At 38.3% G+C, this 24,272-nt stretch carries 31 protein-coding genes and 1 other annotated feature; of the genes, 24 read left to right on the forward strand and 7 right to left on the reverse strand.

All coding sequences use genetic code 11. The features are described from left to right. The first annotated feature begins 30 nt into the window (after positions 1-30). Positions 31-501 (forward strand): MerR family transcriptional regulator, encoded by a 471-nt coding sequence (locus tag O0236_RS02355; RefSeq protein ID WP_268912578.1) that lies wholly within the window; start codon positions 31-33, stop codon positions 499-501. Between the two features lie 25 nt (positions 502-526). Here the strand turns inward: O0236_RS02355 and O0236_RS02360 are convergent, their stop codons facing one another. From O0236_RS02360 to asnA, 3 genes are all read right to left on the reverse strand, one after another. Beyond that, positions 527-655, reverse strand: a complete 129-nt coding sequence (locus O0236_RS02360) for a hypothetical protein (RefSeq protein WP_268912579.1) — start codon at positions 653-655, stop codon at positions 527-529. Between the two features lie 82 nt (positions 656-737). Further along, positions 738-2,033, reverse strand: a complete 1,296-nt coding sequence (gene asnS, locus O0236_RS02365) for an asparagine--tRNA ligase (RefSeq protein ID WP_268912580.1) — start codon at positions 2,031-2,033, stop codon at positions 738-740. Between the two features lie 11 nt (positions 2,034-2,044). After that, a complete protein-coding gene (asnA, locus tag O0236_RS02370) occupies positions 2,045-3,052 on the reverse strand; it encodes an aspartate--ammonia ligase (protein WP_268912581.1) in 1,008 nt (335 codons plus the stop codon). A 58-nt stretch (positions 3,053-3,110) separates the two neighbouring features. Then, positions 3,111-3,365, reverse strand: a binding site (T-box leader). 441 nt (positions 3,366-3,806) lie between these two features. Here asnA and O0236_RS02375 point away from each other — a divergent pair. The 10 genes from O0236_RS02375 (at position 3,807) to O0236_RS02420 (ending at position 12,419) form a co-directional block, all read left to right on the forward strand. Next, positions 3,807-3,929 carry a hypothetical protein gene (locus tag O0236_RS02375; RefSeq protein WP_268912582.1) on the forward strand — a complete coding sequence of 41 codons (123 nt, stop codon included), beginning with the start codon at positions 3,807-3,809 and terminating at the stop codon, positions 3,927-3,929. Between the two features lie 173 nt (positions 3,930-4,102). Beyond that, positions 4,103-5,296 carry an ABC transporter substrate-binding protein gene (locus tag O0236_RS02380; protein WP_268912584.1) on the forward strand — a complete coding sequence of 398 codons (1,194 nt, stop codon included), beginning with the start codon at positions 4,103-4,105 and terminating at the stop codon, positions 5,294-5,296. A 38-nt stretch (positions 5,297-5,334) separates the two neighbouring features. After that, entirely contained in the window at positions 5,335-6,213 is an 879-nt protein-coding gene (locus O0236_RS02385; RefSeq protein WP_268912585.1) for a branched-chain amino acid ABC transporter permease, read from the forward strand. A gap of 9 nt (positions 6,214-6,222) precedes the next feature. Next, complete coding sequence (locus tag O0236_RS02390) at positions 6,223-7,176, forward strand: branched-chain amino acid ABC transporter permease (protein WP_268912586.1); 954 nt, start codon at positions 6,223-6,225, stop codon at positions 7,174-7,176. Then, positions 7,173-7,952, forward strand: coding sequence for an ABC transporter ATP-binding protein (locus O0236_RS02395; protein ID WP_268912587.1), 780 nt, complete (start codon positions 7,173-7,175; stop codon positions 7,950-7,952). Before O0236_RS02390 ends, O0236_RS02395 begins: the two co-directional genes overlap by 4 nt. A 2-nt stretch (positions 7,953-7,954) precedes the next feature. After that, a complete protein-coding gene (locus O0236_RS02400; RefSeq protein ID WP_268912588.1) occupies positions 7,955-8,659 on the forward strand; it encodes an ABC transporter ATP-binding protein in 705 nt (234 codons plus the stop codon). 4 nt (positions 8,660-8,663) lie between these two features. Beyond that, entirely contained in the window at positions 8,664-9,323 is a 660-nt protein-coding gene (locus O0236_RS02405) for a CBS domain-containing protein (RefSeq protein ID WP_268912589.1), read from the forward strand. A gap of 160 nt (positions 9,324-9,483) precedes the next feature. Continuing rightward, a complete protein-coding gene (locus tag O0236_RS02410) occupies positions 9,484-10,668 on the forward strand; it encodes an MFS transporter (RefSeq protein ID WP_268912590.1) in 1,185 nt (394 codons plus the stop codon). Positions 10,669-10,733: 65 nt separating this feature from the next. Then, positions 10,734-11,810 (forward strand): endonuclease/exonuclease/phosphatase family protein, encoded by a 1,077-nt coding sequence (locus tag O0236_RS02415; protein ID WP_268912591.1) that lies wholly within the window; start codon positions 10,734-10,736, stop codon positions 11,808-11,810. Between the two features lie 57 nt (positions 11,811-11,867). Next, on the forward strand, positions 11,868-12,419 hold the full coding sequence (locus tag O0236_RS02420) for a GNAT family N-acetyltransferase (protein ID WP_268912592.1): 552 nt from the start codon (positions 11,868-11,870) through the stop codon (positions 12,417-12,419). On the opposite strand, the gene crcB is transcribed toward O0236_RS02420, so the two are convergent. The 4 genes from crcB to O0236_RS02440 form a co-directional block, all read right to left on the reverse strand. After that, positions 12,412-12,762, reverse strand: coding sequence for a fluoride efflux transporter CrcB (gene crcB / locus O0236_RS02425; RefSeq protein ID WP_268912593.1), 351 nt, complete (start codon positions 12,760-12,762; stop codon positions 12,412-12,414). The two genes, O0236_RS02420 and crcB, sit on opposite strands and share 8 nt — an antisense overlap. Next, positions 12,762-13,151: a fluoride efflux transporter FluC gene (locus O0236_RS02430; RefSeq protein WP_268912594.1), complete on the reverse strand. Its 390-nt coding sequence runs from the start codon at positions 13,149-13,151 to the stop codon at positions 12,762-12,764. The genes crcB and O0236_RS02430 overlap by 1 nt, the downstream gene beginning before the upstream one ends. A 127-nt stretch (positions 13,152-13,278) precedes the next feature. Then, positions 13,279-13,602 (reverse strand): heavy metal-binding domain-containing protein, encoded by a 324-nt coding sequence (locus O0236_RS02435; RefSeq protein ID WP_268912595.1) that lies wholly within the window; start codon positions 13,600-13,602, stop codon positions 13,279-13,281. A gap of 160 nt (positions 13,603-13,762) precedes the next feature. Beyond that, on the reverse strand, positions 13,763-15,100 hold the full coding sequence (locus O0236_RS02440) for an FAD-dependent oxidoreductase (protein WP_268912596.1): 1,338 nt from the start codon (positions 15,098-15,100) through the stop codon (positions 13,763-13,765). Between the two features lie 306 nt (positions 15,101-15,406). Between O0236_RS02440 and O0236_RS02445 the strand changes: the two genes are divergently transcribed. The 13 genes from O0236_RS02445 (at position 15,407) to O0236_RS02505 (ending at position 24,239) form a co-directional block, all read left to right on the forward strand. Beyond that, the gene (locus O0236_RS02445; RefSeq protein ID WP_268912597.1) at positions 15,407-16,282 is read left to right on the forward strand and encodes an RluA family pseudouridine synthase; all 876 of its coding nucleotides are present in this window, start codon (positions 15,407-15,409) and stop codon (positions 16,280-16,282) included. A gap of 150 nt (positions 16,283-16,432) precedes the next feature. After that, on the forward strand, positions 16,433-16,609 hold the full coding sequence (locus O0236_RS02450; protein ID WP_268912598.1) for a hypothetical protein: 177 nt from the start codon (positions 16,433-16,435) through the stop codon (positions 16,607-16,609). 114 nt (positions 16,610-16,723) lie between these two features. Continuing rightward, positions 16,724-17,449 carry a DUF1003 domain-containing protein gene (locus O0236_RS02455; RefSeq protein WP_268912599.1) on the forward strand — a complete coding sequence of 242 codons (726 nt, stop codon included), beginning with the start codon at positions 16,724-16,726 and terminating at the stop codon, positions 17,447-17,449. Between the two features lie 90 nt (positions 17,450-17,539). Then, the gene (locus tag O0236_RS02460; RefSeq protein ID WP_268912600.1) at positions 17,540-18,130 is read left to right on the forward strand and encodes a GNAT family N-acetyltransferase; all 591 of its coding nucleotides are present in this window, start codon (positions 17,540-17,542) and stop codon (positions 18,128-18,130) included. Between the two features lie 76 nt (positions 18,131-18,206). Further along, a complete protein-coding gene (locus O0236_RS02465) occupies positions 18,207-18,602 on the forward strand; it encodes a hypothetical protein (RefSeq protein ID WP_268912601.1) in 396 nt (131 codons plus the stop codon). 64 nt (positions 18,603-18,666) lie between these two features. Continuing rightward, a complete protein-coding gene (locus O0236_RS02470; RefSeq protein ID WP_268912602.1) occupies positions 18,667-18,888 on the forward strand; it encodes a MerR family transcriptional regulator in 222 nt (73 codons plus the stop codon). A 356-nt stretch (positions 18,889-19,244) separates the two neighbouring features. Then, on the forward strand, positions 19,245-20,153 hold the full coding sequence (locus tag O0236_RS02475; RefSeq protein WP_268912603.1) for a cation diffusion facilitator family transporter: 909 nt from the start codon (positions 19,245-19,247) through the stop codon (positions 20,151-20,153). A 23-nt stretch (positions 20,154-20,176) separates the two neighbouring features. Beyond that, positions 20,177-20,932: a threonine/serine exporter family protein gene (locus O0236_RS02480; protein WP_268912604.1), complete on the forward strand. Its 756-nt coding sequence runs from the start codon at positions 20,177-20,179 to the stop codon at positions 20,930-20,932. 10 nt (positions 20,933-20,942) lie between these two features. Next, positions 20,943-21,407, forward strand: coding sequence for a threonine/serine exporter family protein (locus tag O0236_RS02485; protein WP_268912605.1), 465 nt, complete (start codon positions 20,943-20,945; stop codon positions 21,405-21,407). Positions 21,408-21,529: 122 nt separating this feature from the next. After that, entirely contained in the window at positions 21,530-21,841 is a 312-nt protein-coding gene (locus tag O0236_RS02490; RefSeq protein WP_268912606.1) for a PadR family transcriptional regulator, read from the forward strand. Between the two features lie 2 nt (positions 21,842-21,843). Further along, positions 21,844-22,449: a DUF1700 domain-containing protein gene (locus O0236_RS02495; RefSeq protein WP_268912607.1), complete on the forward strand. Its 606-nt coding sequence runs from the start codon at positions 21,844-21,846 to the stop codon at positions 22,447-22,449. A gap of 16 nt (positions 22,450-22,465) precedes the next feature. Next, positions 22,466-23,398, forward strand: a complete 933-nt coding sequence (locus O0236_RS02500) for a DUF4097 family beta strand repeat-containing protein (RefSeq protein ID WP_268912608.1) — start codon at positions 22,466-22,468, stop codon at positions 23,396-23,398. Between the two features lie 154 nt (positions 23,399-23,552). Continuing rightward, positions 23,553-24,239 (forward strand): phosphatase PAP2 family protein, encoded by a 687-nt coding sequence (locus O0236_RS02505; RefSeq protein WP_268912609.1) that lies wholly within the window; start codon positions 23,553-23,555, stop codon positions 24,237-24,239. Positions 24,240-24,272 lie beyond the last annotated feature (33 nt).

The raw sequence follows: 24,272 nt of genomic DNA on the forward strand, positions 1-24,272 counted from the left end.
TTGGAGTTAACTCCAAGTCAAGGAGCAATCATGAAAAAATATTCAGTAGGCGATATTGCTAAGCAAATGAATGTATCTGCTGATGCAATTCGTTATTATGATAAAGAAGGATTATTACCGTTTGCCAAGCGTGATGACGCTGGTAGACGGCAGTTTACCGATGATGATTTAGGCTACATTGAAGTCATTAATTGTTTAAAGATGTCGGGAATTAAGATTAAAGAGATTGGCAAATTTATTGACTGGTGCATGGAAGGCGATTCAACACTTGATAAACGGTTGGCTTTTATGGAAGATCAAGAGTCCCAACTTGAACAACAAATCAAGGTTCTGGAAACTAACTTGGCTTTCTTGCGATGGAAGAAGTGGTACTACCAATCAGCTGCTGAAGCTGGAACTGAATCTATTCACTTTATGCCAGGAACAACCCAAGTGGATGCCAAAGTTCATGAGCGTTACCAAGAAGAGTTGGCCAAACAAACCTCAAATATTGATCAATAAAAAAGACCTGCCATTCGGCGGGCCTTTATTTATTTCTTCTAGATTGGATGGCTTCAACGACTCCAGATGCGAAGAGTGTTGTACCACCAGTTGCTAGTAAGACGCCACTGATAATATGTAGAACGGCAGTGGCGGTAGTAAGTTTATTTTTCATAATTTACCTCCTAATTTATTGATTGCCTAAATTTTACCACACAAAAAAACGTCGATTGTTATGATTAACAATCGACGTTTGATTATGGATTTAAACGGTTCAACATTCTTGGGAATGGGATGACTTCTCGCAAATGATCTTGGAGGGTAATCCATGTTAGGAATCTCTCAAGTCCCATACCAAATCCAGAATGAGGAACTGCGCCATACCTGAGTAAATCAAGGTACCATTCATAGTTACTGAGGTCTTGGCCAGTTTCTTTTAACCGACCAAGGATGTAATCATAGTCGGCGGAACGTTCAGAACCACCAATGATTTCACCGTATCCTTCGGGTGCTAGTAGGTCTGCACAAACTACTAAATCGTCTCTAGTAGGGTGTGGTTGCATATAAAATGCCTTGATAGCTTTTGGATAATTCATTACGAATACTGGTTTGTCGAAATGGTTGGCCAAGAAAGTTTCTTCGGGTGAACCAAAATCAATACCCCATTTGACATCAAAGCCGTTAGTTTGTAGTAGTTCGATCGCATCGTCATAAGAAATACGTGGGTATGGTAGTTGAGTGTATTTCTTGAGGACTTCAACGTCTCGATCCAAAATTTTTAATTCAGACTGACAATTATCAATTACGGCCTGAACCAGATAAGCAATCATTTGTTCTTGCAGTTCCAAACTTTGGTCTTGATGCCACCAAGCCATTTCCGGTTCCAACTGCCAAAACTCAGTTAAATGACGACGAGTTTTTGATTTTTCGGCTCTAAAAGTTGGTCCGAGTGTATAAATCTTACCAAGTGCCATGGCACCAGCCTCACCATAAAGCTGACCGGTTTGAGAAAGATAGGCATTTTTACCGAAATAATCTGTTTCGAATAATTCGGTGGTTCCTTCAGGAGCAGAACCAGTTAGAATAGGGGCATCAAACTTGGTGAATCCTTGTTGGTAAAAGAATTCGTTTGCTGCATGCAAAACTTCATTTCTAATCTTCATAATGGCGTTCGGCTTACTTGATCTTAACCATAGGTGGCGATGATCTAGTAGAAAGTCGATTCCATGTTCTTTTGGAGTGATGGGATAGTCTTCACTTTCACCAACGACTTCAAAATCAGTGATTTTAATTTCATATCCGAAGTGTGAACGACTATCTTCATGAATTTCACCAGTTACATATAGACTGGTTTCTTGGCGAAGTTCTTTTGCTTCAGTGAACTTTTCTTCGTCGATGCTGTTTTTTAAAACAACTCCTTGGAAAAATCCGCTTCCGTCACGGAGCTGAAGGAAGGCAATCTTTCCGCTACTGCGCTTGTTAGTTACCCAAACACCGATTCTAACGGTTTCGTTAACGTGTTTGGGTGAATCGATGATTCTGATGGTTTCCAAAAAAATTCCTCCTATAGAATATGAATTCCGGCAGCTTCACATTTTTCGATCATTTCATCGGGCCAAACACTAGCTTGAACTTCACCGACGTGAGCCTTACCAAGTAGTAACATACATAAACGAGATTGGCCGATACCACCACCGATGGTGTAAGGGAGTTCTTTGTTCATCAATGCTTTGTGATATGGAAATTCTAAGCGATCTTCAGCGCCGGCCATTTTAAGCTGTTTAGCCATTGATTCTGGACTGACACGAATTCCCATACTTGAAACTTCAAGTGAACGTTGTAATGGTTCGTACCAGAACAAGATGTCACCGTTTAATTCCCAGTCATCATAGTCAGGTGCGCGACCATCATGCTTCTTACCACTCTTCATAGGTCCACCAATCTTCATTAAGAAGACACAGCCAAGTTCTTTACAGATAGCATCTTCTCGTGATTGACGATCTAAATCAGGATAGCGATCTTCTAGTTCTTGAGTTGTTACGAAGTGAATTTCATCTGGTAAGTGATGAACTGCTTCGGGGTATTTATACCAAACTTCGTGTTCCATATGTTTGATGACTTTGAAGATTTGTCGAACAGTACTCTTTAAAGTTTCTTCGTTACGTTCTTCTTTTTTAATGATTTTTTCCCAATCCCATTGATCAACGTAGATTGAGTGGACGTTATCTAAATCCTCATCCTTACGAATGGCGTTCATGTTAGTGTAAAGTCCAGTATGCATATCAAAGTTGAAACGTTTCAAAGCCCAGCGTTTCCACTTAGCAAGTGAGTGGACGATTTCAATAGTTTCGCCAGGAATTTCTTTCATGGTGAATGAAACAGGAGTTTCAACACCGTTTAAGTTGTCGTTCAATCCTGATGATTTTTTGACCATCATTGGGGCAGATACTCTAGAAAGGTTCATTTGTTTTCCAAATTCATCTTGGAAAGTTTCTCGAATGTAGCGGATAGCTTCTTGAGTAGTCTTAACTGATAATTTAGGATCGTAATCTGTAGGAATAATTAATTGCATAACGTGGTGCTCCTTTATTTTTTATTTTTTGGGAACAAAAAAAGCCTTTCATCCCCAGCCAAGGGACGAAAGACTTTTCGCGGTACCACCCAAGTTGCTTATCTAAAATAAGCCACCTCAATAAGAGTACTAACATACTCCACCGAGGGTAACGTTCCGGTTTTACGTCTGCTCCTACTTGAAGCCATTCCTGACTGGTTCAGAGAGAAACTAGAAAGTGTTTTTCAGATATTTCAAGAACTTATCAGGTTTCCACTAATCCCGACTCACTGGAAGGTTGAAATAACTTACTCGTCTTTCTTTGCGTTTTTTAATGTTTTCAAATTTACAAGTTAAAATTTAGCATAGTAATTTTGACTTGTAAAGCGAGAAAAATAAAAAAGGTGATTTTTTGAAATGATTTTAATAATAAAACCAGCAGGAAAGCCTTGATTCTAAAGGGAATTAAGAGTGATAAATAAATTTTTCTTTTTTTATCTAAATTAAGTTGAGTTTCAGAGGTTTATATTAATATTTTTGAACAAATTATCAATTTTTAATCAAATAAATGAATACGTGAAGATCATTAAGTCACTAAAAACCAGGCTACTTAGCTTACATATCAGTATCCATTAATTTTTCTGGACCAATATATAGTAGACTTTTTTATTAATGATTAGATTCTAAAAGCCTTTTATTAAAAGTATTGACATTTAATTAGAACATCCATATACTTGGCCTATCCAATTAAATCTTAGACGAGAAGGTTACCAACATGACTATTAATAATCAACGCAATTCATATTCATATAAGTATCAACCTGTGGTAATCTCTGCAGTCCAAGATTTAGCCTTATTATTAAAGATGAAGGACCCGACTTTGATTAGGGAATTGTAACATTCCTAAATTAATCAAACAGTTGAGCCCTTATTTTGCATCTTTAATGATGAGGGCTCGCTGGAAAATATCCAAACCTCATTCGTTAAAGAATGAGGTTTTTTTCTTGCCCAAAATTCAAAGGAGGGAAGATATTGGGCTTCCAAATTAAAAAATGAAAGTAGGAAGATCACATGAAAAAGGCCGTTAAAAAAATTACTTACTTCGCTTCAGTAGCAGCAATCGCAGTTATTTTTGCAGGGTGTAGTACTGCAACAACAAGTAGCAAAGGTAACCCAGTCACAGACAATACCATCAAAATCGGTGAAAATATGGAATTATCTGGTGCAGCTGGTGGCTACGGTAATCAAATGAATCAAGGAATCAAGATGGCAGTTAACGAAATCAATCAAGTAGGCGGGGTTAACGTCAATGGCAAAAAGCAAAAGTTCAAGCTAATCGTTAGAGATAACAAGACATCAACTAACACATCTGCTTCAGTTGCAACTCAGTTGGTCAACAACGATAAAGTCAACGCAATCGTGGGTACCGCAACGACCAATGCTGGTACTGCACAAATTCCTAATATCACAAAAGCTGCGGTTCCGGCGGTAAGCCCATCAGCAACCGATCCCAATTTCACACTTCAAAAAAATGGCAAGGTTCAACCATATGTATTTAGAGCCTGTTATCAAAATAATTTCCAAGGTGGGATTGGCGCCAAGTTTACTTACAACAACTTGAAAGCTAGAAGAGTAGCTATCTTATACGATAATTCCACCGACTATGGAACTGGTTTGGAGAAGGCGTTTAAAGATACTTTTAAAGGCAAGGTCGTGGATACGCAAGGATTCACTGAAGGCGACAAGGACTTTAATGCCATTCTAACTTCGTTCAAAAACAAAAAGGTGGATGCAATCTATGTTCCTGGTTATTACACTGAAGTTGGTTTGATTATTAAACAAGCTCGTCAGGCAGGAATCAATGTCCCAATTATCGGTACCGATGGAATGGCTGATCCTAAACTGGCACAAATTGCTGGTAATCAGAATTCAAATAAGATCTATTACACAACACCATTTTCAACAAAGGCTTCTGAAAGTAATCCCGTGGCCAAGAAGTTCATGGCCGATTACCAGAAAAAGTACCATACAGAAGCACCAACTTTCTCAGCGCTTGCTTATGATTCAGTTAACATGATCAAACAAGCAATTGAAGATGAAAAATCGGCTGATTCAACCAAGATTGCTGAAGGGCTAAGCAAAATCAAGAATTTCGATGGAGTTACTGGAAAGATTACGATCAACAAACAACATGATCCCGAAAAGCCAATCGCAATTGAACAATTGACGAATGGCAAAGTTTCTAATACTTATGAAATCAAATAAGCCGCTTAAATTTATCGGCATTCAAGGAGGAGAGAATATTGCAGACATTTTTTCAGCAGGTTATTAATGGCTTATCACTCGGAAGCATCTATGCCTTGCTTGCCCTAGGCTACACGATGGTTTATGGCATCATCAAACTGATTAATTTTGCTCACGGTGACATCTATATGTTGGGAGCCTTTTGGGGATACTACTCTATCAATACTTGGCATTTTAGCTTTATTGAAGCTTTGTTAAGTTCAATGATCGTGGGTGCAATCAGTGGTGTCGTGATTGAATATTTCGCTTATCGACCTTTACGACATGCTCCTCGAATCACTGCGTTGATTACTGCAATTGGAGTTTCATTTTTGTTAGAGAACGGAATGTCTTACTTCTTTACTTCTGATACGCGGGACTTTCCCCAAATTATCACCCAGCATAATTACAACATCGGTGGTGTTTTGATCTCGAATATTCAAATCCTGATTTTGGTCACCGCATGTGTTTTGATGATTCTTCTCCAATTAATTATTAAACGCACCAAGATGGGCAAAGCGATGCGAGCTGTTTCAGTTGATTCTGATGCTGCTGAAATGGTGGGAATTAACATTAATCGGACTATTTCATTCACATTTGCCTTGGGCTCCTCACTCGCTGGAGCAGCTGGAGTATTGATTGGACTTTACTACAATTCGATCGATCCATTGATGGGGATGACACCAGGAATCAAAGCATTCGTAGCTGCGGTGCTAGGAGGAATCGGTTCGGTTCCAGGAGCATCAGTCGGTGGCTTCTTGATTGGAATCCTTGAAACACTCTTTCAATCAATTGGATTATCCGCATATAAAGATGCGGTTGTGTACGGAGTTTTAATTATTATTCTCTTGGTATTACCAGCAGGAATTTTTGGTAAAAACATGAAGGAAAAAGTGTAGGTGAAACTGATGAAAATAAATTGGAAAACCAATCTGGCATGGTTAGTAATCATGGTTGCTGGCTTTTACTTGATGAATACGCTGATTTTAGTGGGCGTCATCAATGCCTTTATTGAAAATATGCTGGTGATGATTGGTATCAACATTATTTTGGCGACAGGTTTGAACTTGATCATTGGTTTTGCTGGTCAATTCTCATTAGGTCATGCTGGGTTTATGGCTATCGGCGCATATGCGACGGCGATTATTACTAGTAGTGTTGAAACACCAGTTGGCTTTTACATTGCCTTAATCGTGGGCATTGTTTTGACGATCATAGTGGCACTGATCGTTGGTATCCCGACTTTGCGTTTGCGAGGCGATTACTTAGCAATTGCTACTATGGGTGCTGCTGAAATTATTCGCATCATCATTAACAACTTAAAAATCACAGGAGGGGCGGCAGGAATTTTCAATATTCCCGCACTAGCCAATTGGCCAACCGTTTATGTGATGGTTTGTCTCACAACAATCGTAATTTTGAACTTTATTCGAAGCCAAGGTGGCCGAGCAGTTAAGTCTGTTCGAGAAGATGAAATTGCCGCCGAATCTGTTGGTATCAATGTTTTTAAATGGAAACTATCTGCTTTTGTACTTGGAGCATCCACAGCCGCAATTGCCGGCTCACTTCGAGCATCTTATCTTCAGACGATCAGTCCGAATGATTTTAATATCATGGCATCTATTTCTGTACTGATTATTGTTGTCCTTGGTGGTGTTGGCAGTATTACAGGAACGTTTGTAGCTGCAGTTGTTCTGGGAGTTATTGACACAGTTTTACAAAATTTTGGCGCTTTGCGAATGGTCATTTACGCACTGGCCCTGATTTTGATTATGGTTTTCAAACCATCAGGATTACTAGGGACATGGGAATTATCACTCGCCAAAATATTTAACCGAAAACCAAAGGAGGTGTCTGAATGACAAACTTGCTGAAAGTTGATCACTTAATTAAAAATTTTGGTGGTTTAACGGCCGTTTCAGATGTCTCGATGTATTTAGATAGTGATGAGTTAGTTGCCTTGATTGGACCTAATGGGGCCGGTAAAACCACACTGTTTACCTTACTGACAGGTGTGATTTCACCTTCGTCAGGTTCAATAGTTCTTACAGGAAAAAACGGCACCCAGTCTTTGAATAAGGTACCAGCATATAAAGTAGCGCAAATGGGAATGTCTCGAACATTTCAAAATATTCGGCTGTTCAAAGATTTATCAGTTTTAGACAATGTGATGATTGCAATGACTAGTCGATATAATGAAGGATTCATTCATTCAATCTTTAGAACACTGCATTTTTATAAGACTGAAGATGAAATGAAGCGAGAGGCGATTGAATTATTGGCGATCTTTGATTTGACTGATCAATTAGATACTAAAGCCAAGAACTTACCATACGGAGTTCAACGGCGATTAGAAATCGTTCGTGCCTTAGCTACTAAACCAGAGATTTTATTTTTAGATGAACCAGCTGCAGGGATGAACCCTGAAGAAACTGCTGAATTAACTCGTTTAATCTTAAAGATTCAAAAAACATTTCATATTACGATTCTATTGATCGAGCATGACATGTCATTAGTCATGAATGTGGCTCAGAGAATATATGTACTGAACCATGGCTCGTTGCTTGCTTCAGGTAGCCCGGAATATATTAAACACAATCAAGATGTTATTACCGCATACTTGGGAGAGGAAGGTTAATCATGCTGAAAGTAGATAATTTAAGCGTCAATTATGGCGTGATTAACGCTGTTAAAGATGTTTCGTTTGAAGTCAATCAAGGAGAAATCGTTTCTTTGATTGGTGCTAATGGAGCTGGAAAAACCACCATTTTAAAAACTATTTCGGGTTTACTTAAAGCCAAGAGTGGCTCAATTACCTATCTCGGTAAGAATATTCAAAAGATAAGTGCTCCTAAAATTGTCGGTGCCGGAATTTCTCAAGTTCCAGAGGGACGGCACGTGTTTGCTGGATTATCAGTGATGGAAAACTTGCAAATGGGGGCTTTCTTAACTAAAGGTAAACAACAGGTTCAAAAGAATTATGCTCAGGTATTTGAGCGGTTCCCTATATTGAAGGAACGGATAAATCAAGATGCCGCGACGTTATCAGGTGGCGAACAACAAATGTTAGTTATGGGGCGTGCTCTGATGGCCAATCCGAAATTAATTTTGTTAGATGAGCCTTCAATGGGGTTAGCACCGATTTTTATTAATGAAATTTTCGATATTATCAAAGAGATTAATCAAGCTGGTACTACGGTGCTTCTGATTGAACAGAACGCTAAGAAAGCATTATCGATCTCTGATCGAGCTTACGTTGTAGCGACTGGTGAAATTCAATTGACCGGAACCGGTGACGAACTATTAGCTAATAGCGACGTTCAAAAAGCATACTTAGGAGGCTAACAAGATGAGTGTAGCGGATTTCATGACCAAAAAAGTTAGTACAGTGACACCAGATACAAAAATCAACGTAGCAATTAGTATAATGAAGGAGCAAAACATTCATCGGTTACCAGTATTAAGTAGTGGCAAATTAGTGGGAATTATTACTCAAAGAGACATTGAGAGGGCAACACCTTCAGAGGCTACGAGTTTGTCCATCTATGAAATAACGTATCTATTGAATAAGATGACAGTAGTGGATGTGATGTCTAAAAATGTCAAAACAGTTAATCAAGACGCATTTTTAGAAGATGCAATTTACGTGATGAGACAATCTCAAATTGGGGTTCTGCCAGTTATGAATGATGATGAATTGGTTGGCATCATTACTAATAATGATATTTTAGATGCCTTTTTGGATGTCACTGACTATGCGGAGAACGCCACAGCCGTCCAAGTTTTTGTGGCTCAGGATCATCCCGGCATTATTTTTGAAATTGGCGAGATAATGAAAAACAATGACTTAAATATTCAAACTTTAATGGTTACCCATCAAGATGCTTTAAAAATCGTGGAAATTCATGTTGATCAAGTTGATGGTCAACAGGTAGTTAATAAGTTAAGCGAAGCGGGTTTCAAGGCTCAAGAAGCCAAGCATTATAAAGAACAGGTATCAGATCTTTAATAACAGTCCAAAAGGCGTTCAGAAAAAATCTGGACGTTTTTTATATCCTAGATTCTTTCTGAACTTGTCACATTAATATGTGTGATGTTAAGCTTAGTCGTTAAGAGCAAAATCGATTAAGTTAATCAACAGAAAATGATTTAGGAGGTTCGTTTAGTTTATGAGTAATTCACGTAAAGGCATCAATTTTACATTTATGATTTTCATGCTAGCCGCCAACTTAAGGCTAGCTATTACCGGCCTGCCACCATTGGTCAGTACGATTCAATCGTCCTTAAAATTAAGTAATGGTCAAATGGGAATATTAACCACCATTCCACTACTTTGTTTTGCAGGACTATCAATTCTAGTTTCTAAAATGATCGATCGAATTGGCACTAGTATGACACTAAAAATTGCCTTGTTATTATTAGCAGTGGCAAACATTTTAAGAGTTTATACAACATGGAGTTTGTTTGCAGGGACCATTCTGGTTGGTGCGGCAATTTCAATGTTGAACGTGCTAATGCCAACCCTAATTGTTGAGTGGCATCCGGAACAATCGGCCAAGCTTAACGGAATTTACACTTCATCTTTAAGCTTATTATCGGCAGTTGCTGGAGCGATTGCTGTGCCAATTGCTAATTCACTGGGGTGGCAATTCACGATTCAATTATTTTCTATTCCTGCAATTATTGCTTTTGTTTGTTGGCTATTCGTGGGACAAAATCCCAATCAACAATCTAATGAATCAAAACGTGCTGAGTTCGGACAACAGCGTCCGAAGCATTGGAAAAAGCCAGAAATTTGGATGTTAGCTGGATTTATGGGGATGCAGTCATTTGTGTTTTATACATTAGTTGCCTGGGTACCTAGTGTGTTGACCGCAAACGGAATTTCGACTTCTACCGCTGGTATCTTGTTTGGTGTCTTTCAGTTAACCGGAGTACCATTTGCTTACTTTGTACCTCGAGCAGCTGAAAGTCGCGGTAAGCTGGTAATGGTAATGACATTATTGCTTGCGGGATATCTATCCGGAATTGGTATTTTGACATTTGGTGGTAGCAATGTGATTTTACAAATAATCGCATGTGCCATCATTGGAATTACCACATCCGCATCTTTTTCACTTTCATTAACCATGATTTCTGTGATTTCGGATACGCCACAAGACGCTGGTGCTATCGGAGGATTAGTTCAAGCAATCGGCTATTTATTGGCTAGTGTTGGCCCAACCTTAATTGGTATTCTTGAAGGAGTCTTCAATGGTTGGACAGTGACAATGTTGATTTTAATGGCAACAGCGGTAGTGACCGTGATGCTTGGGTTTGCAATGATCAGATCGGTTAGACACCGAATCTCATAAACAAAAAAGACCCATTACAAAAAGTAATGGGTCTTTTAAATTGATTTGTAATGGGGAGATAGATGATGAAGAAGATAATTAAATTGATCCTTGCTGTCGTGGTGGTTTTGTTACTGATTATTGGTGGTTATGTGGGGTATGTGTTTGGGAGTTATCATCGAGTTCCAGATAATCAGAAGTTGGCCGTTGTTAATCGAAGTAACCAAGAGTTGCGGGTGGGTAAATCATATAAGGCGATGACCTTTAATATTGGCTATGGTTCGTATCCACACAATTACACCTTTTTTATGGACGGTGGGTATTATTCGCGCGCATTTAGTAAACGCAGTGTAGAGCAAGGCATGAACGCATTTGTGAGCGCCGTGAAATCAGAAAATCCTGATTTAATGCTCTTTCAAGAAGTTGATACTGACGGAGACCGTTCCCACCATGTGAACGAATATCGGTGGTTGTCCCAAAACTTGCCAGCCTATTCACATGTTTTCGTCCAAAACTATGATTCGGCTTACTTATTCTATCCGATTACGCGACCGATTGGCCGAGCCAAATCTGGTATTGTGACGTTAACCAAAACCAAAATGACTAACAGTACGCGGTATCAATTACCAATTGATACGAACCTCAGTAAAATTGTTGATTTAGACCGGGCAATTTCGGTGACAAGAATACCAGTAAGTAATGGCAAAACATTATCATTGATCAATGTGCACTTGTCTGCCTTTACAAAGAATCAAAAAGTCATGAATGCTCAATTAACCAAGGTTTTCAATCGTATGAAAACCGAAGCCAGAAATGGTAATTACGTTATTGTCGGCGGTGACTACAATCATGACATGCTGCAAAATAGTCCCAGTGTATTTCATACCACGGCCAAACGTTTAAGCTGGACGCATCCGTTTCCGGTGGCCAAAATTCCTCATGAATTTAAGTTAGTAACTAAGGGTTTGCGACAGGCTGAAATTCCGTCAGTCAGAAATAACAACATGGTATACAGGCAGGGGAAAACATACGTTTCATTTGCTGATGGATTTATCGTTTCTAAAAATGTGATTCCTGAAAAAGTTCACGTCAAAAATTTGCATTTTGCACATTCTGACCATAATCCTGTTGTTTTGAACTTTAAACTCGCTAATAATAGATGACATTTTGCCACGAATCTGGCATTATGGTTCATAACATTCAGAAAAAGGGAGGACTATATGAGTCTTAAGTTAATTACCATTAATCGGCAATCAACTGATTTTGCGAAGGTAAAGTATCTGTTTAAACATTCATTTCCTAAGGACGAGCAAATTCCACTATGGTACTTATTGAGAAAAGCTAAGCGGGAAAATTTAGATTTTTGGGGAATTTATGACGATAATCGTTGGGTCGGACTGACTTACTGCATTACGTATCAGCGTCTGACTTATGTATTTTTCTTAGCAATTGACCCTAATAATCGTTCTAAAGGTTATGGTAGCCAAGCGTTAACAGCCATTAAGCAAAAATATGCTGGTAATAAACTGGCTTTAATAATTGAAGAAGTAAAAAAAGCCGCTCCCAATTACGAGCAACGGCTTAAACGAAAGCAATTTTATTTGAAAAATGAATTTATCCCGGCAGTCTTTACTCTTACAGAAGGTAAAACTGACTATGAATTACTAATGTACAACGGAAATGTTGATTCAAAGGAATATGTTGAATTGATGGCCAATTATGGTGGGGTGATATTCCGTTGGTATATCAAAACTCGAATTCATCCTAAATAGCAAGACCGATTGCTGCAAGGCTTACTCCGCCGACTATTGTGAGTGCTAAATACCAGCCTAATGATCGATACGAGTGTTGTTGCAACAACGTTAGACACTCATTGGCCATTGTAGAAAAAGTCGTGAAGCCACCACAAAATCCGGTTCCTAATAATGTTAACCAGTTGGGATTATTTATCAGCATGGTGGTCAAAACGCCGATAATAAATGAGCCCAGAAGATTGATGGTAAGAGTGGCAGTTGGAAATTCTGTTTCAAATTTTCGGTTGATAGCTTTGGTAACGTCGTAACGGGTAACTGCACCAATAGCAGCTCCCAATCCAATCAATAGATACAGATTCATTACTGATCACCTCGCATTTTTTGTGAGGTGATTTTTTTACCGATAAAATCACCCAACCAAGCCATTATAATTCCGAGGACGATGCTGACGATTAGGTACACAGCTGCAACGAATAAATGATGGTTAATGATTAGTTTGACAATTTCTAAGCTGAAGGTTGAAAAAGTAGTAAAGGCACCAATCATTCCCGTTCCCATAGCCAAAGATAACTGGGCGGGAAACTTCTGGGAAATTGCAATGGTGGCGTTAATGAAGGCAAGTAAAAAACAGCCAATTAAATTGATGAGCATTGTGGGTACTGGAAAAACTGCGATTGGCAGTAAAGTATCAATACCCAGTCTTGCCATCCCACCGAAGATGGCAAACAATGCAATTAATAATTCGTCCATAGTAAAACTCCTTGTAAATATGCTATCTTTAACCATACTATAGATTAATCTCAGATACATCCCGAATTGCTAGTTAAAACAAAAAACGTCTCCCATATTTATGGGGGACGTTTTAATAACTGATTGTTTATTTGAATTTAACTGCGGTACCATATGCAGCCACTGACTGCATATCTGTGCCGATTGAGCCGGAATCAAAGCGCATCATGACCACTGCATCGGCCCCCATATTTTTAGCATTATCCTTTAATCTATCCACGGCGACATTTCGGGCATCATCCAACATTTCGGTGTAAGCTTTGATTTCCCCACCAACAATGTTTTTAAGATTAGCACCCAAGTTACGAACGACGTTTTTAGATTGAGTGGTGAGACCAAATACTTCGCCGATGATCTCGTAATTTTTGCCAGGGATGTTTTCAGTTGTAGTTACGATAAAATTGTCTGCCATATGAATTCTCCTTAGAATTTAGTTTTAAATAAAACCCCATCAACCTAAACAAATAGAATGATTGATGGGGCCCAAAGCTTTTCAATAAGATGATCAACTTTGGCTGAAATTCAATTGAATTATATCATTTTCTGTTGTGACTTACTCATTGAAAGCCTGATTATTTGTCAGCTTGAGTTTGAGCAGCCTGTGCCAAGATGTTGAGATAGTTGAATGGTCGGTCAAATTGTGGCTGGAAGAGCATGTCGACCATGGCTAATTCATCAATGGTGTCACCATCTTGGATACATACAGACAAGGTGTTAGCTGATTGAGAAATATCGTAGGTACTCATTAATGAACCACCGAGAATTTTACGACTGTCTTTATCATAAACTAATGACATTAAGACTTCTGCAGTTGTAGGCATAAATTCTGGACGATAATTATCTTTAACGATAACTCGGTCGGCATTGATGCCAGCTTTCTTGGCAGAATCAAGTGTCAATCCAGTTGAAACCATGATGTTATCGTAAAGCTTCAAACCTGATGATGATTGAGTACCAATGTATTTAACTGTTGGTGTTTCAATGTTTTTACCAACTAGGATACCTTGACGAACCGCATTAGTAGCTAGTGGAATGTAAGCTAAACCATGAGTAGGGTTGTAATGAACAGCAACACTATCACCGGCAGCGTAAATATCAGGATTTGATGTCTGCATGTAATCATTAGTGATCAATGCGCCATTGTCAGTGGTATCTAATTTGCCTTTCACTAAATCATTATTTGGTCTGAAGCCGACACAAAGAACTACTAAGTCAGCTTCATAAGTGTTTTTATCAGTTTTAACTGTGGCAACGTCATCACCGGAAATTTCTTGAACTTTTTCGCCTAGACCTAAGGTTACTCCGTGGTCTCTGAAATCTTTTTCAATGACGTCAGTGAATTCACTGTCAAAGTATTTTGGCATTACACGATCGGCACCATCAAGCAAGGTAACTTCGTGGTCAGTCTTACTGTATGCTTCAGCCAGCTCTGCACCAATGTAACCAGCACCGATGACAATGATTCTTTTAGCATCTTTAGCTCTTTCGAAGAGTGCTTTAGCATGACCGTAGTTTTTGCAAAGGTAAACATTTTTATTATCTACTCCAGGAATTGGAGGAATAACTGGCCATGAACCGCTGGTAACAACTAATTTATCGTAGGTATCAGTAAATTCAGTGTTATCTTCAAGATTTTTAACAGTTAATTCCTTTTTGTCAGGATCAACATTTTCAACGGAGTGTTGCATCTTAACGGTTGCACCTAATTTACTAAGTTCTTCAGGACTTGAATAGAACAATCCTTGTGGATCCTTAACCTCTCCCCCGAGATAAAGGGCGATACCACATGAAAGAAATGAAATGTTATCATTTTTTTCATAAACTGTGACTTCAGCATCAGGATGCTCTGCCAATACCGTTTTTATTGCGAATGTTCCAGCGTGAGTACATCCGATTACAGCGATTTTCATATTAAATTCCTCCCCAAAATAAGTAAATAACTAGTTCACAAGGTGAACTTGTAATTTCATTATATCCCAGAATGTAAGCGCATTAAAGGGTTAATATTGGGAATTTTTACTTTGTGAATATATTTACACTACTAAACCCTAAGCTCATCAACGAAAAGGGCATTAAAAAAAGAATTGTGCACAATAATATTTTTTGCTTTGATTCCTGACAAAATTTAAAAATCATGAATATGATATAATTACGCACGCAATTAAATAATTGAAAATAAATTTAAATCAAAGCCAGTGAGCGAGGAAAAATAATCGATGAAGATTGATTTTGAATATAATGAAGGACCGACAGAACCATTAAAGAAATTTTTAAACAGCGTCGGAGTCAGTCACAGGATGTATAAAGATCTGCGAGATGGGGAAGGTAGCTTCTACCTTAATCATCAATTGGTTACTGATGTGAGAGTTAGCGAGGGGGATGTTGTTACTGTGGAGTTTCCACCAGAACAAAGTGATCCTAATATTGCAGCCAGTGACGGTGAATTGACGATTATGTATGAAGATCAGAATTGGTTACTGGTTAATAAACCCGCCGGATTAACAGTCGTTCCCGGACCTGCCAATCGAGATGATACTTTAGTTAATAGAATTAAAGGTCACTGGTTGTCTAATAATGAAGAAAATTTAGTTCCCCATATTATTACTAGATTAGATCGATTCACTAGTGGAGTCGTTTTGATTGCTAAACACCGACTAGCTAATAGTCTTGCCAATCAGTTGATGGAGGATAACCAGCTTTTCAAGGAGTATGTCGCTGTTGCTTCCGGTACCGGACTAGCTGATCACGCGGAAATTAATAAGCCAATTGGTAAGCGAGAAACTGGTTTTGGACAAACCATTTCACCTGATGGTAAGTTTGCTCGTACTGAATATTGGAAGATTCAGGATCACGAAAGTTACACGACAGTGAGAGTTGTGATACATACCGGAAGGACGCATCAAATTAGAGTGCATTTTGCATCGATTGATCATCCATTATTAGGCGATGAATTATATTCAGGACCGATGGATCTTGGAATTCAGCGTCAGGCACTGCATGCTGGTAGATTGTCTTTTGACAATCCGTTTTCTGGTGAGAAATTGGCAGTTGAGGCGGACGTTCCAGCTGACATGAAACAATATTTTGATTAGTAAGTTTCTCATTTAAGACTTGATAGGTAAGGGACTTTATTGCCGACTTTGTGAAAAAATTATAAATAGATGAAAAGACGGTTCGTTCTGTTGAGATTAACTGTTATTTCGGTTATGATAACGTTATCAAATATTAGGAGGACACTAGATATGTCTACCAATGGAGAATCTGAACAGGCCATTCAAAAAATTATTGCTGAAATGGAAACTAACTTAAGCGTGTTAACTTGGATGAATTCATCCAAGCAAAACGAGGAAACTGCAGAACACATTCGAGCTTTAAAGACCGCTCTTCTAGATGCCAAAAGAGATTTTGTCAAAGCATAGTTAACGGTTAAGCTGTTGGAGATTACCCAGTTTTTAAAATTTAAATTAATAATGAAGTCTTACTGATATAATGTTGGTAAGACTTTTTTTATTGAATTTTTAGGAGGAAATTTGATGGCACAAGAACAACAAGTTACATGTATCGTTGATCACCGTGCTCATCTAATCACAGATGGGCGATTGCTTAGGGAACTAGACCCAGCTGTTAGAAATTTAATTAAGGGTGAGTATCCTGAAGCAAAGGTTACTGATTTTATTTGTGATCACCATTTGCTTAAGTATCAGTTAATGCGGGTGGATGGATTGATCAATGCAGATGTTAAGCAAACTAATAAAATTAATCGTCGTTTGACAAAGGCGATGCAAAGTGACGACTATGACATCATTGATGTGAATGATACTTTGAATAAAAGTTTGACTGTTGGGCAAAGGGTTTCTGATGCTGTGGCGCGATTCGGTGGTAGCTGGGGATTTATTTTGATATTCTCACTTGTCCTGATTGTCTGGATGCTGATTAATGGCCTAAGTTTATTTGGCGTTCACTTTGATCCGTTTCCTTTTATCTTACTTAATTTGGCACTGAGCTGTATTGCAGCGATTCAAGCTCCTATCATTATGATGAGTCAGAATCGAGCTGCAGATCGTGATCGAATGAATTCAGAAAATGATTATCACGTAAACTTGAAATCAGAGCATGAGCTAAGAATTTTGCACGCTAAGTTAGATAATCTGGCTCAGAACCAAATCCCACATACTTTGGAGATTCAAAAGCTTGAAATTGAGATTCTCGGGCAGATCAGAAACGAAGTAGATAGTTTGCAAAAGGATAAAGAAATATAATAATCGACCGAAGGCTTTGACAAATTCTGTGATTATAGGTATCCTTTTGCTTATGAATATGATGAATGATTTAATTTTAGGAGGATTTTTTTGATAACCATTAGAGAAGCACAGCAAGATGACGCAGGCCAGATAGCGCCGCTGATAGATATTATTTTTGATGAGATGGAATTAAGCGAACTTGAAGACGTTCCCGAACCTGGATTAGAGAAGGTCATCACGGGGGCTTATCAAACAGATGAATATCTGGGAGATAAAGCAACTACTGTGGTGGCCGAGGCCGATGGTCAAGTTGTGGGAGTGGCATTTGGTTATCCAAGCGATAACGAAGATGCGGTTAATCAAGTTTTGTACGACTTATCTAAAAGCTGTGCTGAATTTGACCAACCATTGATTTCTGACTCAGAAACTAATTCTAATGAATGGTATTTGGATTCGATCGCGGTCGATCCAGAGTATCAAGGAATGGGAATTGGTTCGAAATTATTGAATGCTGTTCCAGAGATGGCACAAAATGATGGTGAATCAGTGATTGGTTTAAATGTTGATTTTGAAAATCCCAATGCAAAGAAATTGTACGAACGAAAAGGATTTAAGGATGTTGGTGTTCAAATGATCGGTGATCATCAATATTATCATATGCAGAAACCTGCTGTGGTACCGGACCTTTCGTTTGCTTAAACTAATAGATATGAGAGTGAAAAGATTAAGTAATTGAATCTTTTCACCCTTTTTAATTTGAAAGGATGAATCAATTATGCAAGATGATATTAAAATGGGTGATCCAGCGTTTGCCAAAATGATGTTCGTACTTGATAAAAAAATCACTAAGAAAAACCATCGTGATTATCGATATGAAAATGAAGAATTAGTTGAAATTGCTGATGGTATTTGGGCAATGCCAGCTTATATGAAGGAAGACGATGATTTTAGTCTCTTCTTTATTATTACTGAAATTGAGGATGGCAATACTGTTATGGCCTTCTCAACAGGTAACCAATCCAATGATGGCTTTTCACTCAGTGAGCCAATGATAACTGGTGAAGGATTGAATATTTTAAATGAACATAACGAAACTAGGGCCAAGAGTGTTCTACATTTTTTGAATCAAATTTCTAAGGCTGCTGAAGGAAATTGGAGAATGATTGAATAAGGGATTGATTTTTGTTCCAAATTTGTTAAGATATTCTGGTATTTTAAAATTTGGAGAAGAAGACATGGAACTATCAATTAGTGAATTTGCACATCGTTATAATGTTGAACTGGCTGCTGTTGAGGCGTATGCCAAGAATGGTTTGATCGGTCATTTAACAGCTGAAACTCAAGCTGTTGTCCTTGATGATACTGATCGCTTTTGGCTTAATACAATTGATAGCTTTCTAGAGACTGGGACTTCAATGTCTGAATTAAAAACAGTTCTCAAACGTTGTCATCCTTAAGAGCATTTCAATTGTTAATTTAGATTGGTAATGCTAATCTAGCAGTAGGGGGAACCTTACACCATCATTGTTGAATTAATTGGATTGTCGTTTGTAGACTGATGTTAGATTGTAACTTTTTAAGAACATGATAATGTGTAGCGTGCGAGCAAGGCACTTTGAGTACTCAGCTAAAGCTGAGTCAGGATTCGATTATAAACGAAGTGTAATTTGATTAAAAAGCAAGGTGTAAGATTCCCTCCAAGGAAGGCAAGGACGAATGTCCTTGCCTTTTTTGTTTGTTGTAATTATTAATACTGAGTGTGGAATTGTCTGGTCATCAATGAGATAATGATGACTAGATTGGAGTGATTAATATGAATGAACATAGTCACAATCACGAAGATATGTCCAGAAGCAGGTTTTTTGTTGTCACAGTTTTAAATGTGTTGATAACGATCGCCGAGTTTATTGGTGGAGTTTTCTCTGGAAGTTTATCGTTGATTTCTGATGCCTTTCATAATTTAGGAGATAGTTTGTCCATTGTCATAAGCTACGTGGCTAGTCGAATTAGTTTGAGAAATCAGGATGAAAGTAATACATATGGTTATAAACGAGCGCAGATCATTACGGCGTTTTTAAACTCGATTGCCTTGGTAATCATCTGTGTTATTTTGATTGTTGAGGCGGTAAGACGTTTTTCACATCCTGAACCAATTGACGGACCATTGATGTTGACCGTTGCCGTTATTGGTTTACTGGCAAACGCTGTGTCAGCTTTATTACTGAACGCTGGAGCTAAGCATAATCTGAACATGAAGGCGACGTATCTACATATCATGAGCGATGCCTTATCGTCAGTTGCCATTATTGTTGGTGGAATTTTGATTCAAATTTTTCATTGGAACTGGGTTGATCCGTTAGTTACGATTTTAGTAGCTGGGTATATTGCATATGAATCCTGGCCAATTATTCGTCAGACCAACCGAATTTTGATGGAAGGGGCGCCAAAACTTGATTACGAACAGATTAAGTCTGATTTGTTAGAAATCGATGGGGTCTACAACGTCCACCATGTTCACGCTTGGTTGATCGATGAGCATAATATAGTTTTCTCGGCCCATGTAAATTTACATGATATGAAGATCAGTGAGGCTGAGCCAATTTATCGAGAAATTGAAGCTTTATTGCACCAGAACTATGGGATTTGCCACGTAACTATACAAGCGGAAGCAAATCGTGGTAAGGATGAAGATATTATTTATGATCAGGGTGAAGATATTTAAACCCGAATAATGGAGAATATAATTTGGCAGAATTTGATGAATTTGAACAACGAGTAATTGATACCTGCGTTCTAGCTGGGACTATCATGATTGAAAGTGGCTCTGAGATGAACCGGGTCAATGACACCATCAATCGTATCGCTACCAATGCTGGTTTACCCGATGTGGCAGCCTACGTAACCCTAACTGGGATTATTATGTCCGGAAGTAATGGTGCAGGGGCTAAGGTTGGTCAAATTGAAAAACGTGAATTTGATATGGAAAAAGTAGCGAAAGTTAATGAGTTATCGCGTGATTTTGCACAGCAAAAAATTGATATCGATGATTTTAATTTCCAATTGAAACATATCGATGAAATAATTAATCGGTTTCCTATCTGGTTGCAAATGCTCGGAGCGGCCTTAATTTCAGGACCATTAGTTGTGGTTTTTAGAAATGATCCCCAGGATCTGATAACCACCGGAGTTATTGGCATGATTGGCTGGTCGATCTATTACTTTTTGAGTATCTATATTCGTATTCGTTTTCTTAGTGAATTTTTAGCGGCTGTTGTCATTGCTGGAACCGCCATTATGTCCGTTAAATTGGGATTGGGATTTCATTCAGATGATATTATCATTGGTGCCATGATGCCATTAGTGCCTGGGATTCCGATTACTAATGCTGTTAGGGATGCGTTGTCTGGTAATTTGATTAGTGGCCCTGCCCGTGGTATTGAAGCGCTGATTAGTGCTTGTGCCTTGGGATTTGGGGTGGCAATTGGCCTACATTTTTTCTGAGGAGTAGCAAATGACATATTTTATCATTAAAGTAATATGCGTTTATCTAGCCTCGGTGGGCTTTGGGATTATTGTCAACTTACCTCATCGGGCCCTAAACGTGGCTGGAATCGATGGCGTTATTGGCTGGCTGATCTACTATATGATGATGCAGGCCAATGGTGGTATCGGATCGGCTAATTTTCTCGGTGGATTAGGAATTGGAATTTGTTCCATTATTTTTGCCAGGTTTAAGAAAATGCCAGCGATTTTGTTTGATGTTCCAGGATTAGTACCGTTGGTTCCAGGTGGTCAGGCATATAATGCAATCAAGAGTTTTGCGACTGGCCATTATCAAGCTGCATTTTCATATTTGTCTGAAGTTATTTGGATAGCGGGAGCAATTGCACTAGGGTTCATCGTTGCTGAATTGTGTTTGAAAATTGATAATAAGATTCGAAGAAGCATTCGCTTAAAGCGAGTTAGTCGTAAATAATTTATTAGCAAAAGGGTGAGACATTCGTCTCACTCTTTTTTTGTGTTGACGGTTTGAAAATTAGTATGTATGATATATGAGAAATCATGTTATATGGCATATAGTATTGTAGAGGTGATAGTATGGCTATTCAAATAACGTCTGAATTACTGGATGGGAGCGTGCTGGCTTTGCTCAGCAAAGCCGATTATTATGGTTATTCATTGACTCAAAAAGTGCAGGAGTACCTGCCAGTTTCTGAATCGACAATGTATCCGGTGCTCCGAAGATTAACTAAGAACAATTTTTTAGAGACCTATGATGAGCCATATCAAGGAAGAAATCGACGGTATTACAGAATTACTGATCAAGGTAGAGACCAATTTAAAAAAATAAAGGATGAATGGACAACTTTTAAAACCCAAGTTGATCTGTTAATTGGGGGGAATGATTAAGCATGGACAGATATATTGACGAGTTAACAGTATATTTACGTGATTTGAACGATGAAGAACGACAAGACGCCGTTGATTTTTATTCTGAGTATTTACAGGATGGTAATTTGACTGGTTATGATGAAGCGGTTAACGAGTTAGGACAGCCGAAACAACTGGCCAGAAAGATTTTAGCCGATTATTCAATTAAGGAAAACGATGCTGTTGCCGATAGCAAACAGGCGAACAAAAAACCTAAGTCAGATGCAAAAACTATCTGGCTAATTACCGGTGCGCTGCTATCAACGCCAGTTACGATTCCAATCGCCATTGCACTGGTAGCAACCGGAATCGGTCTTTTGATTGCAGTTCTCGGAATTGCACTTGGTTTGGCACTATTATTAATTGGTTTGTTAATCGCTGCTGCTGCATCCGTTTTTGCTGGAATTACTTTGATTCCAACTAACGGATGGATTGGAATGTACTATCTAGGAATCGGATTGGTAATCTTTGGAATCTTTACGATTGCGATTCCATTAGGGAAATGGATCGTTGATTGGATAGTGCACTTAATGTCCAAACTTTCAAAATGGGTGTACAGCAAAGTTGTTTCAAAGCGTCGAGCATAAAATGGGAGGATTTTCGATGAAAAAGACACTAATTACTGGGGTGATTCTGTTAGCTGCAGGAGCCTTGTTATTTGGAATTGGAATCGCCAAAGGGGGCAATAAGAATGTCTACTGGAAAGACGGCGGTTTTAAAATTGATGATGGCAAAAATGTGACGAAGAATTTTGCCGATGTTAATTCGATCAAACTTAGATCAGAAGACCCTGTCATTATTAAAAGGGGTTCTGTGAGGCACGTGCGAGTTAATTATTATACAAGCACACAGGTTCATAAAAATGTCGCCCAAAAAACTTTGGAAATTAACGACAACGATAACGAAAAATATTCCACTGGATTTGAAATACGGCCTGGAGTGGATAACCATAAAACTTTGGTCCAAATTACAGTCCCAGAGAAGATGGTCCTAAAATCTGTATCAGGAGTTTCGACTGATTCGATTTCGTTAAAAGATTTAAATATTAACCGAGTTAATATTGGCGGTGACGCTAAAATTACTTTGAATAAGGTGAATGTTAAACAAAAGTTGTCTTTTGCTAACGGCAGTGACTTGAACTTGATTCGGACAACTGCACCGATGCTTACAACGAATATGACGTACGGTAATATTTACGCGGAAAATAGCAAGTTTACTAGCAAAAATAGTTCATTGACCTCTAAGAGCGGGAATGTTGATATCAAACAATCGACATTCAGAAGCCTTCGAGTATCAAGTACCGACGGTGATATCACGATCAATAAGGTTAATCCTGGTAGAAAAATATCTGCTAGTTCTAATGAAGGTGATATTTTAGTTGTCGGCGCAAGCCCTAAACAAATTAATGTTAATGCAGCCAGTTCCACAGGCCATTTGTTTATTTTTGGTAAACAGAATGGCCATCACCAGAGTGAATACGCAAAAAGCTCATACAATTTAACTTCTGATAATGGTGATGTCACAGTTAAAAAATAATTTAAGCTGATTTAGTTTATGTGGTTTAAGATGCCTGTTTATTTTTAGTTGATTTAATTATAAAGTGATAAAGTTCATTTTGAATTTGACTAAAACTCGTGCTAACTGTGATATACTCAATTTTAGTATTAAGTTAAGAGAGGATTGTTTTTAAATGTATGACGAAGATTATATGTTTATCGAACCTGATCATAATCGATGGGCTAAGTTAATTGTTAGCTTTTTGTTAACAGCATTTATCACAGTTTCAGTATCAATGAATTTTGATTATCTTCAATTTATTGACTCAATGATCACCACGGCAATTCAAGGCAAAGCAGTTAGTCAACCCTTGGAAGGCTTTTATACACTGATTTCGTTTATTGCCAGTCCGAAGTTGGATATTTTTTGGATTTTAGTAATCGCATTCTTCTTATGGGGCTTCAAATACAAGATTCCAGCACTGTTTTCTATCATCACTCTACTTGGTGCTGATGTAATTGGATTCTTGATCAAGAACGTTGTCAAACGTGATCGACCACCGTTACATATGGCTTCTGATGATGGATACAGTTTCCCAAGTGGGCATGTGCTAGGTGCGTTTATTGTAATTGCGATTATCTGGATTTTCGTGGTGCCAATTATTGGTAATGCGACACTGAGAATCGTAGTGAGAACCTTGTTGATTATTGGATTAGCATTGGTCATGTTTTCACGAGTGTATTTAAATGCCCATTACCCAACAGATACTATTGGAGCTGCTTTTGTGGCATATACTTGGTTACAGTTAGCTGAGATATTGTACGCAATGTATGCTCCTAGACTAAAACAAATTAATTTTCTTTCGAATTCAATTATCTAAAAGAGGCGGATACCGTCTCTTTTTTTATAGGAG

The sequence above is a fragment of the Lentilactobacillus sp. SPB1-3 genome (assembly GCF_026913205.2).
GTDB classification, from domain to species: Bacteria; Bacillota; Bacilli; order Lactobacillales; family Lactobacillaceae; genus Lentilactobacillus; species Lentilactobacillus terminaliae.

Excerpts from the sequence above, each read along its gene's own strand:
- O0236_RS02355 (WP_268912578.1), top strand. The coding sequence starts at position 31 with ATGAAAAAATATTCAGTAGGCGATATTGCTAAGCAAATGAATGTATCT.
- O0236_RS02360 (WP_268912579.1), bottom strand. The coding sequence starts at position 655 with ATGAAAAATAAACTTACTACCGCCACTGCCGTTCTACATATTATCAGT.
- asnA (WP_268912581.1), bottom strand. The coding sequence starts at position 3,052 with ATGCAATTAATTATTCCTACAGATTACGATCCTAAATTATCAGTTAAG.
- O0236_RS02375 (WP_268912582.1), top strand. The coding sequence starts at position 3,807 with ATGACTATTAATAATCAACGCAATTCATATTCATATAAGTATCAACCT.
- O0236_RS02380 (WP_268912584.1), top strand. The coding sequence starts at position 4,103 with ATGAAAAAGGCCGTTAAAAAAATTACTTACTTCGCTTCAGTAGCAGCA.
- O0236_RS02390 (WP_268912586.1), top strand. The coding sequence starts at position 6,223 with ATGAAAATAAATTGGAAAACCAATCTGGCATGGTTAGTAATCATGGTT.
- O0236_RS02395 (WP_268912587.1), top strand. The coding sequence starts at position 7,173 with ATGACAAACTTGCTGAAAGTTGATCACTTAATTAAAAATTTTGGTGGT.
- O0236_RS02400 (WP_268912588.1), top strand. The coding sequence starts at position 7,955 with ATGCTGAAAGTAGATAATTTAAGCGTCAATTATGGCGTGATTAACGCT.
- O0236_RS02405 (WP_268912589.1), top strand. The coding sequence starts at position 8,664 with ATGAGTGTAGCGGATTTCATGACCAAAAAAGTTAGTACAGTGACACCA.
- O0236_RS02410 (WP_268912590.1), top strand. The coding sequence starts at position 9,484 with ATGAGTAATTCACGTAAAGGCATCAATTTTACATTTATGATTTTCATG.
- O0236_RS02415 (WP_268912591.1), top strand. The coding sequence starts at position 10,734 with ATGAAGAAGATAATTAAATTGATCCTTGCTGTCGTGGTGGTTTTGTTA.
- O0236_RS02420 (WP_268912592.1), top strand. The coding sequence starts at position 11,868 with ATGAGTCTTAAGTTAATTACCATTAATCGGCAATCAACTGATTTTGCG.
- crcB (WP_268912593.1), bottom strand. The coding sequence starts at position 12,762 with ATGAATCTGTATCTATTGATTGGATTGGGAGCTGCTATTGGTGCAGTT.
- O0236_RS02430 (WP_268912594.1), bottom strand. The coding sequence starts at position 13,151 with ATGGACGAATTATTAATTGCATTGTTTGCCATCTTCGGTGGGATGGCA.
- O0236_RS02435 (WP_268912595.1), bottom strand. The coding sequence starts at position 13,602 with ATGGCAGACAATTTTATCGTAACTACAACTGAAAACATCCCTGGCAAA.
- O0236_RS02440 (WP_268912596.1), bottom strand. The coding sequence starts at position 15,100 with ATGAAAATCGCTGTAATCGGATGTACTCACGCTGGAACATTCGCAATA.
- O0236_RS02445 (WP_268912597.1), top strand. The coding sequence starts at position 15,407 with ATGAAGATTGATTTTGAATATAATGAAGGACCGACAGAACCATTAAAG.
- O0236_RS02450 (WP_268912598.1), top strand. The coding sequence starts at position 16,433 with ATGTCTACCAATGGAGAATCTGAACAGGCCATTCAAAAAATTATTGCT.
- O0236_RS02455 (WP_268912599.1), top strand. The coding sequence starts at position 16,724 with ATGGCACAAGAACAACAAGTTACATGTATCGTTGATCACCGTGCTCAT.
- O0236_RS02465 (WP_268912601.1), top strand. The coding sequence starts at position 18,207 with ATGCAAGATGATATTAAAATGGGTGATCCAGCGTTTGCCAAAATGATG.
- O0236_RS02470 (WP_268912602.1), top strand. The coding sequence starts at position 18,667 with ATGGAACTATCAATTAGTGAATTTGCACATCGTTATAATGTTGAACTG.
- O0236_RS02475 (WP_268912603.1), top strand. The coding sequence starts at position 19,245 with ATGAATGAACATAGTCACAATCACGAAGATATGTCCAGAAGCAGGTTT.
- O0236_RS02485 (WP_268912605.1), top strand. The coding sequence starts at position 20,943 with ATGACATATTTTATCATTAAAGTAATATGCGTTTATCTAGCCTCGGTG.
- O0236_RS02490 (WP_268912606.1), top strand. The coding sequence starts at position 21,530 with ATGGCTATTCAAATAACGTCTGAATTACTGGATGGGAGCGTGCTGGCT.
- O0236_RS02495 (WP_268912607.1), top strand. The coding sequence starts at position 21,844 with ATGGACAGATATATTGACGAGTTAACAGTATATTTACGTGATTTGAAC.
- O0236_RS02500 (WP_268912608.1), top strand. The coding sequence starts at position 22,466 with ATGAAAAAGACACTAATTACTGGGGTGATTCTGTTAGCTGCAGGAGCC.
- O0236_RS02505 (WP_268912609.1), top strand. The coding sequence starts at position 23,553 with ATGTATGACGAAGATTATATGTTTATCGAACCTGATCATAATCGATGG.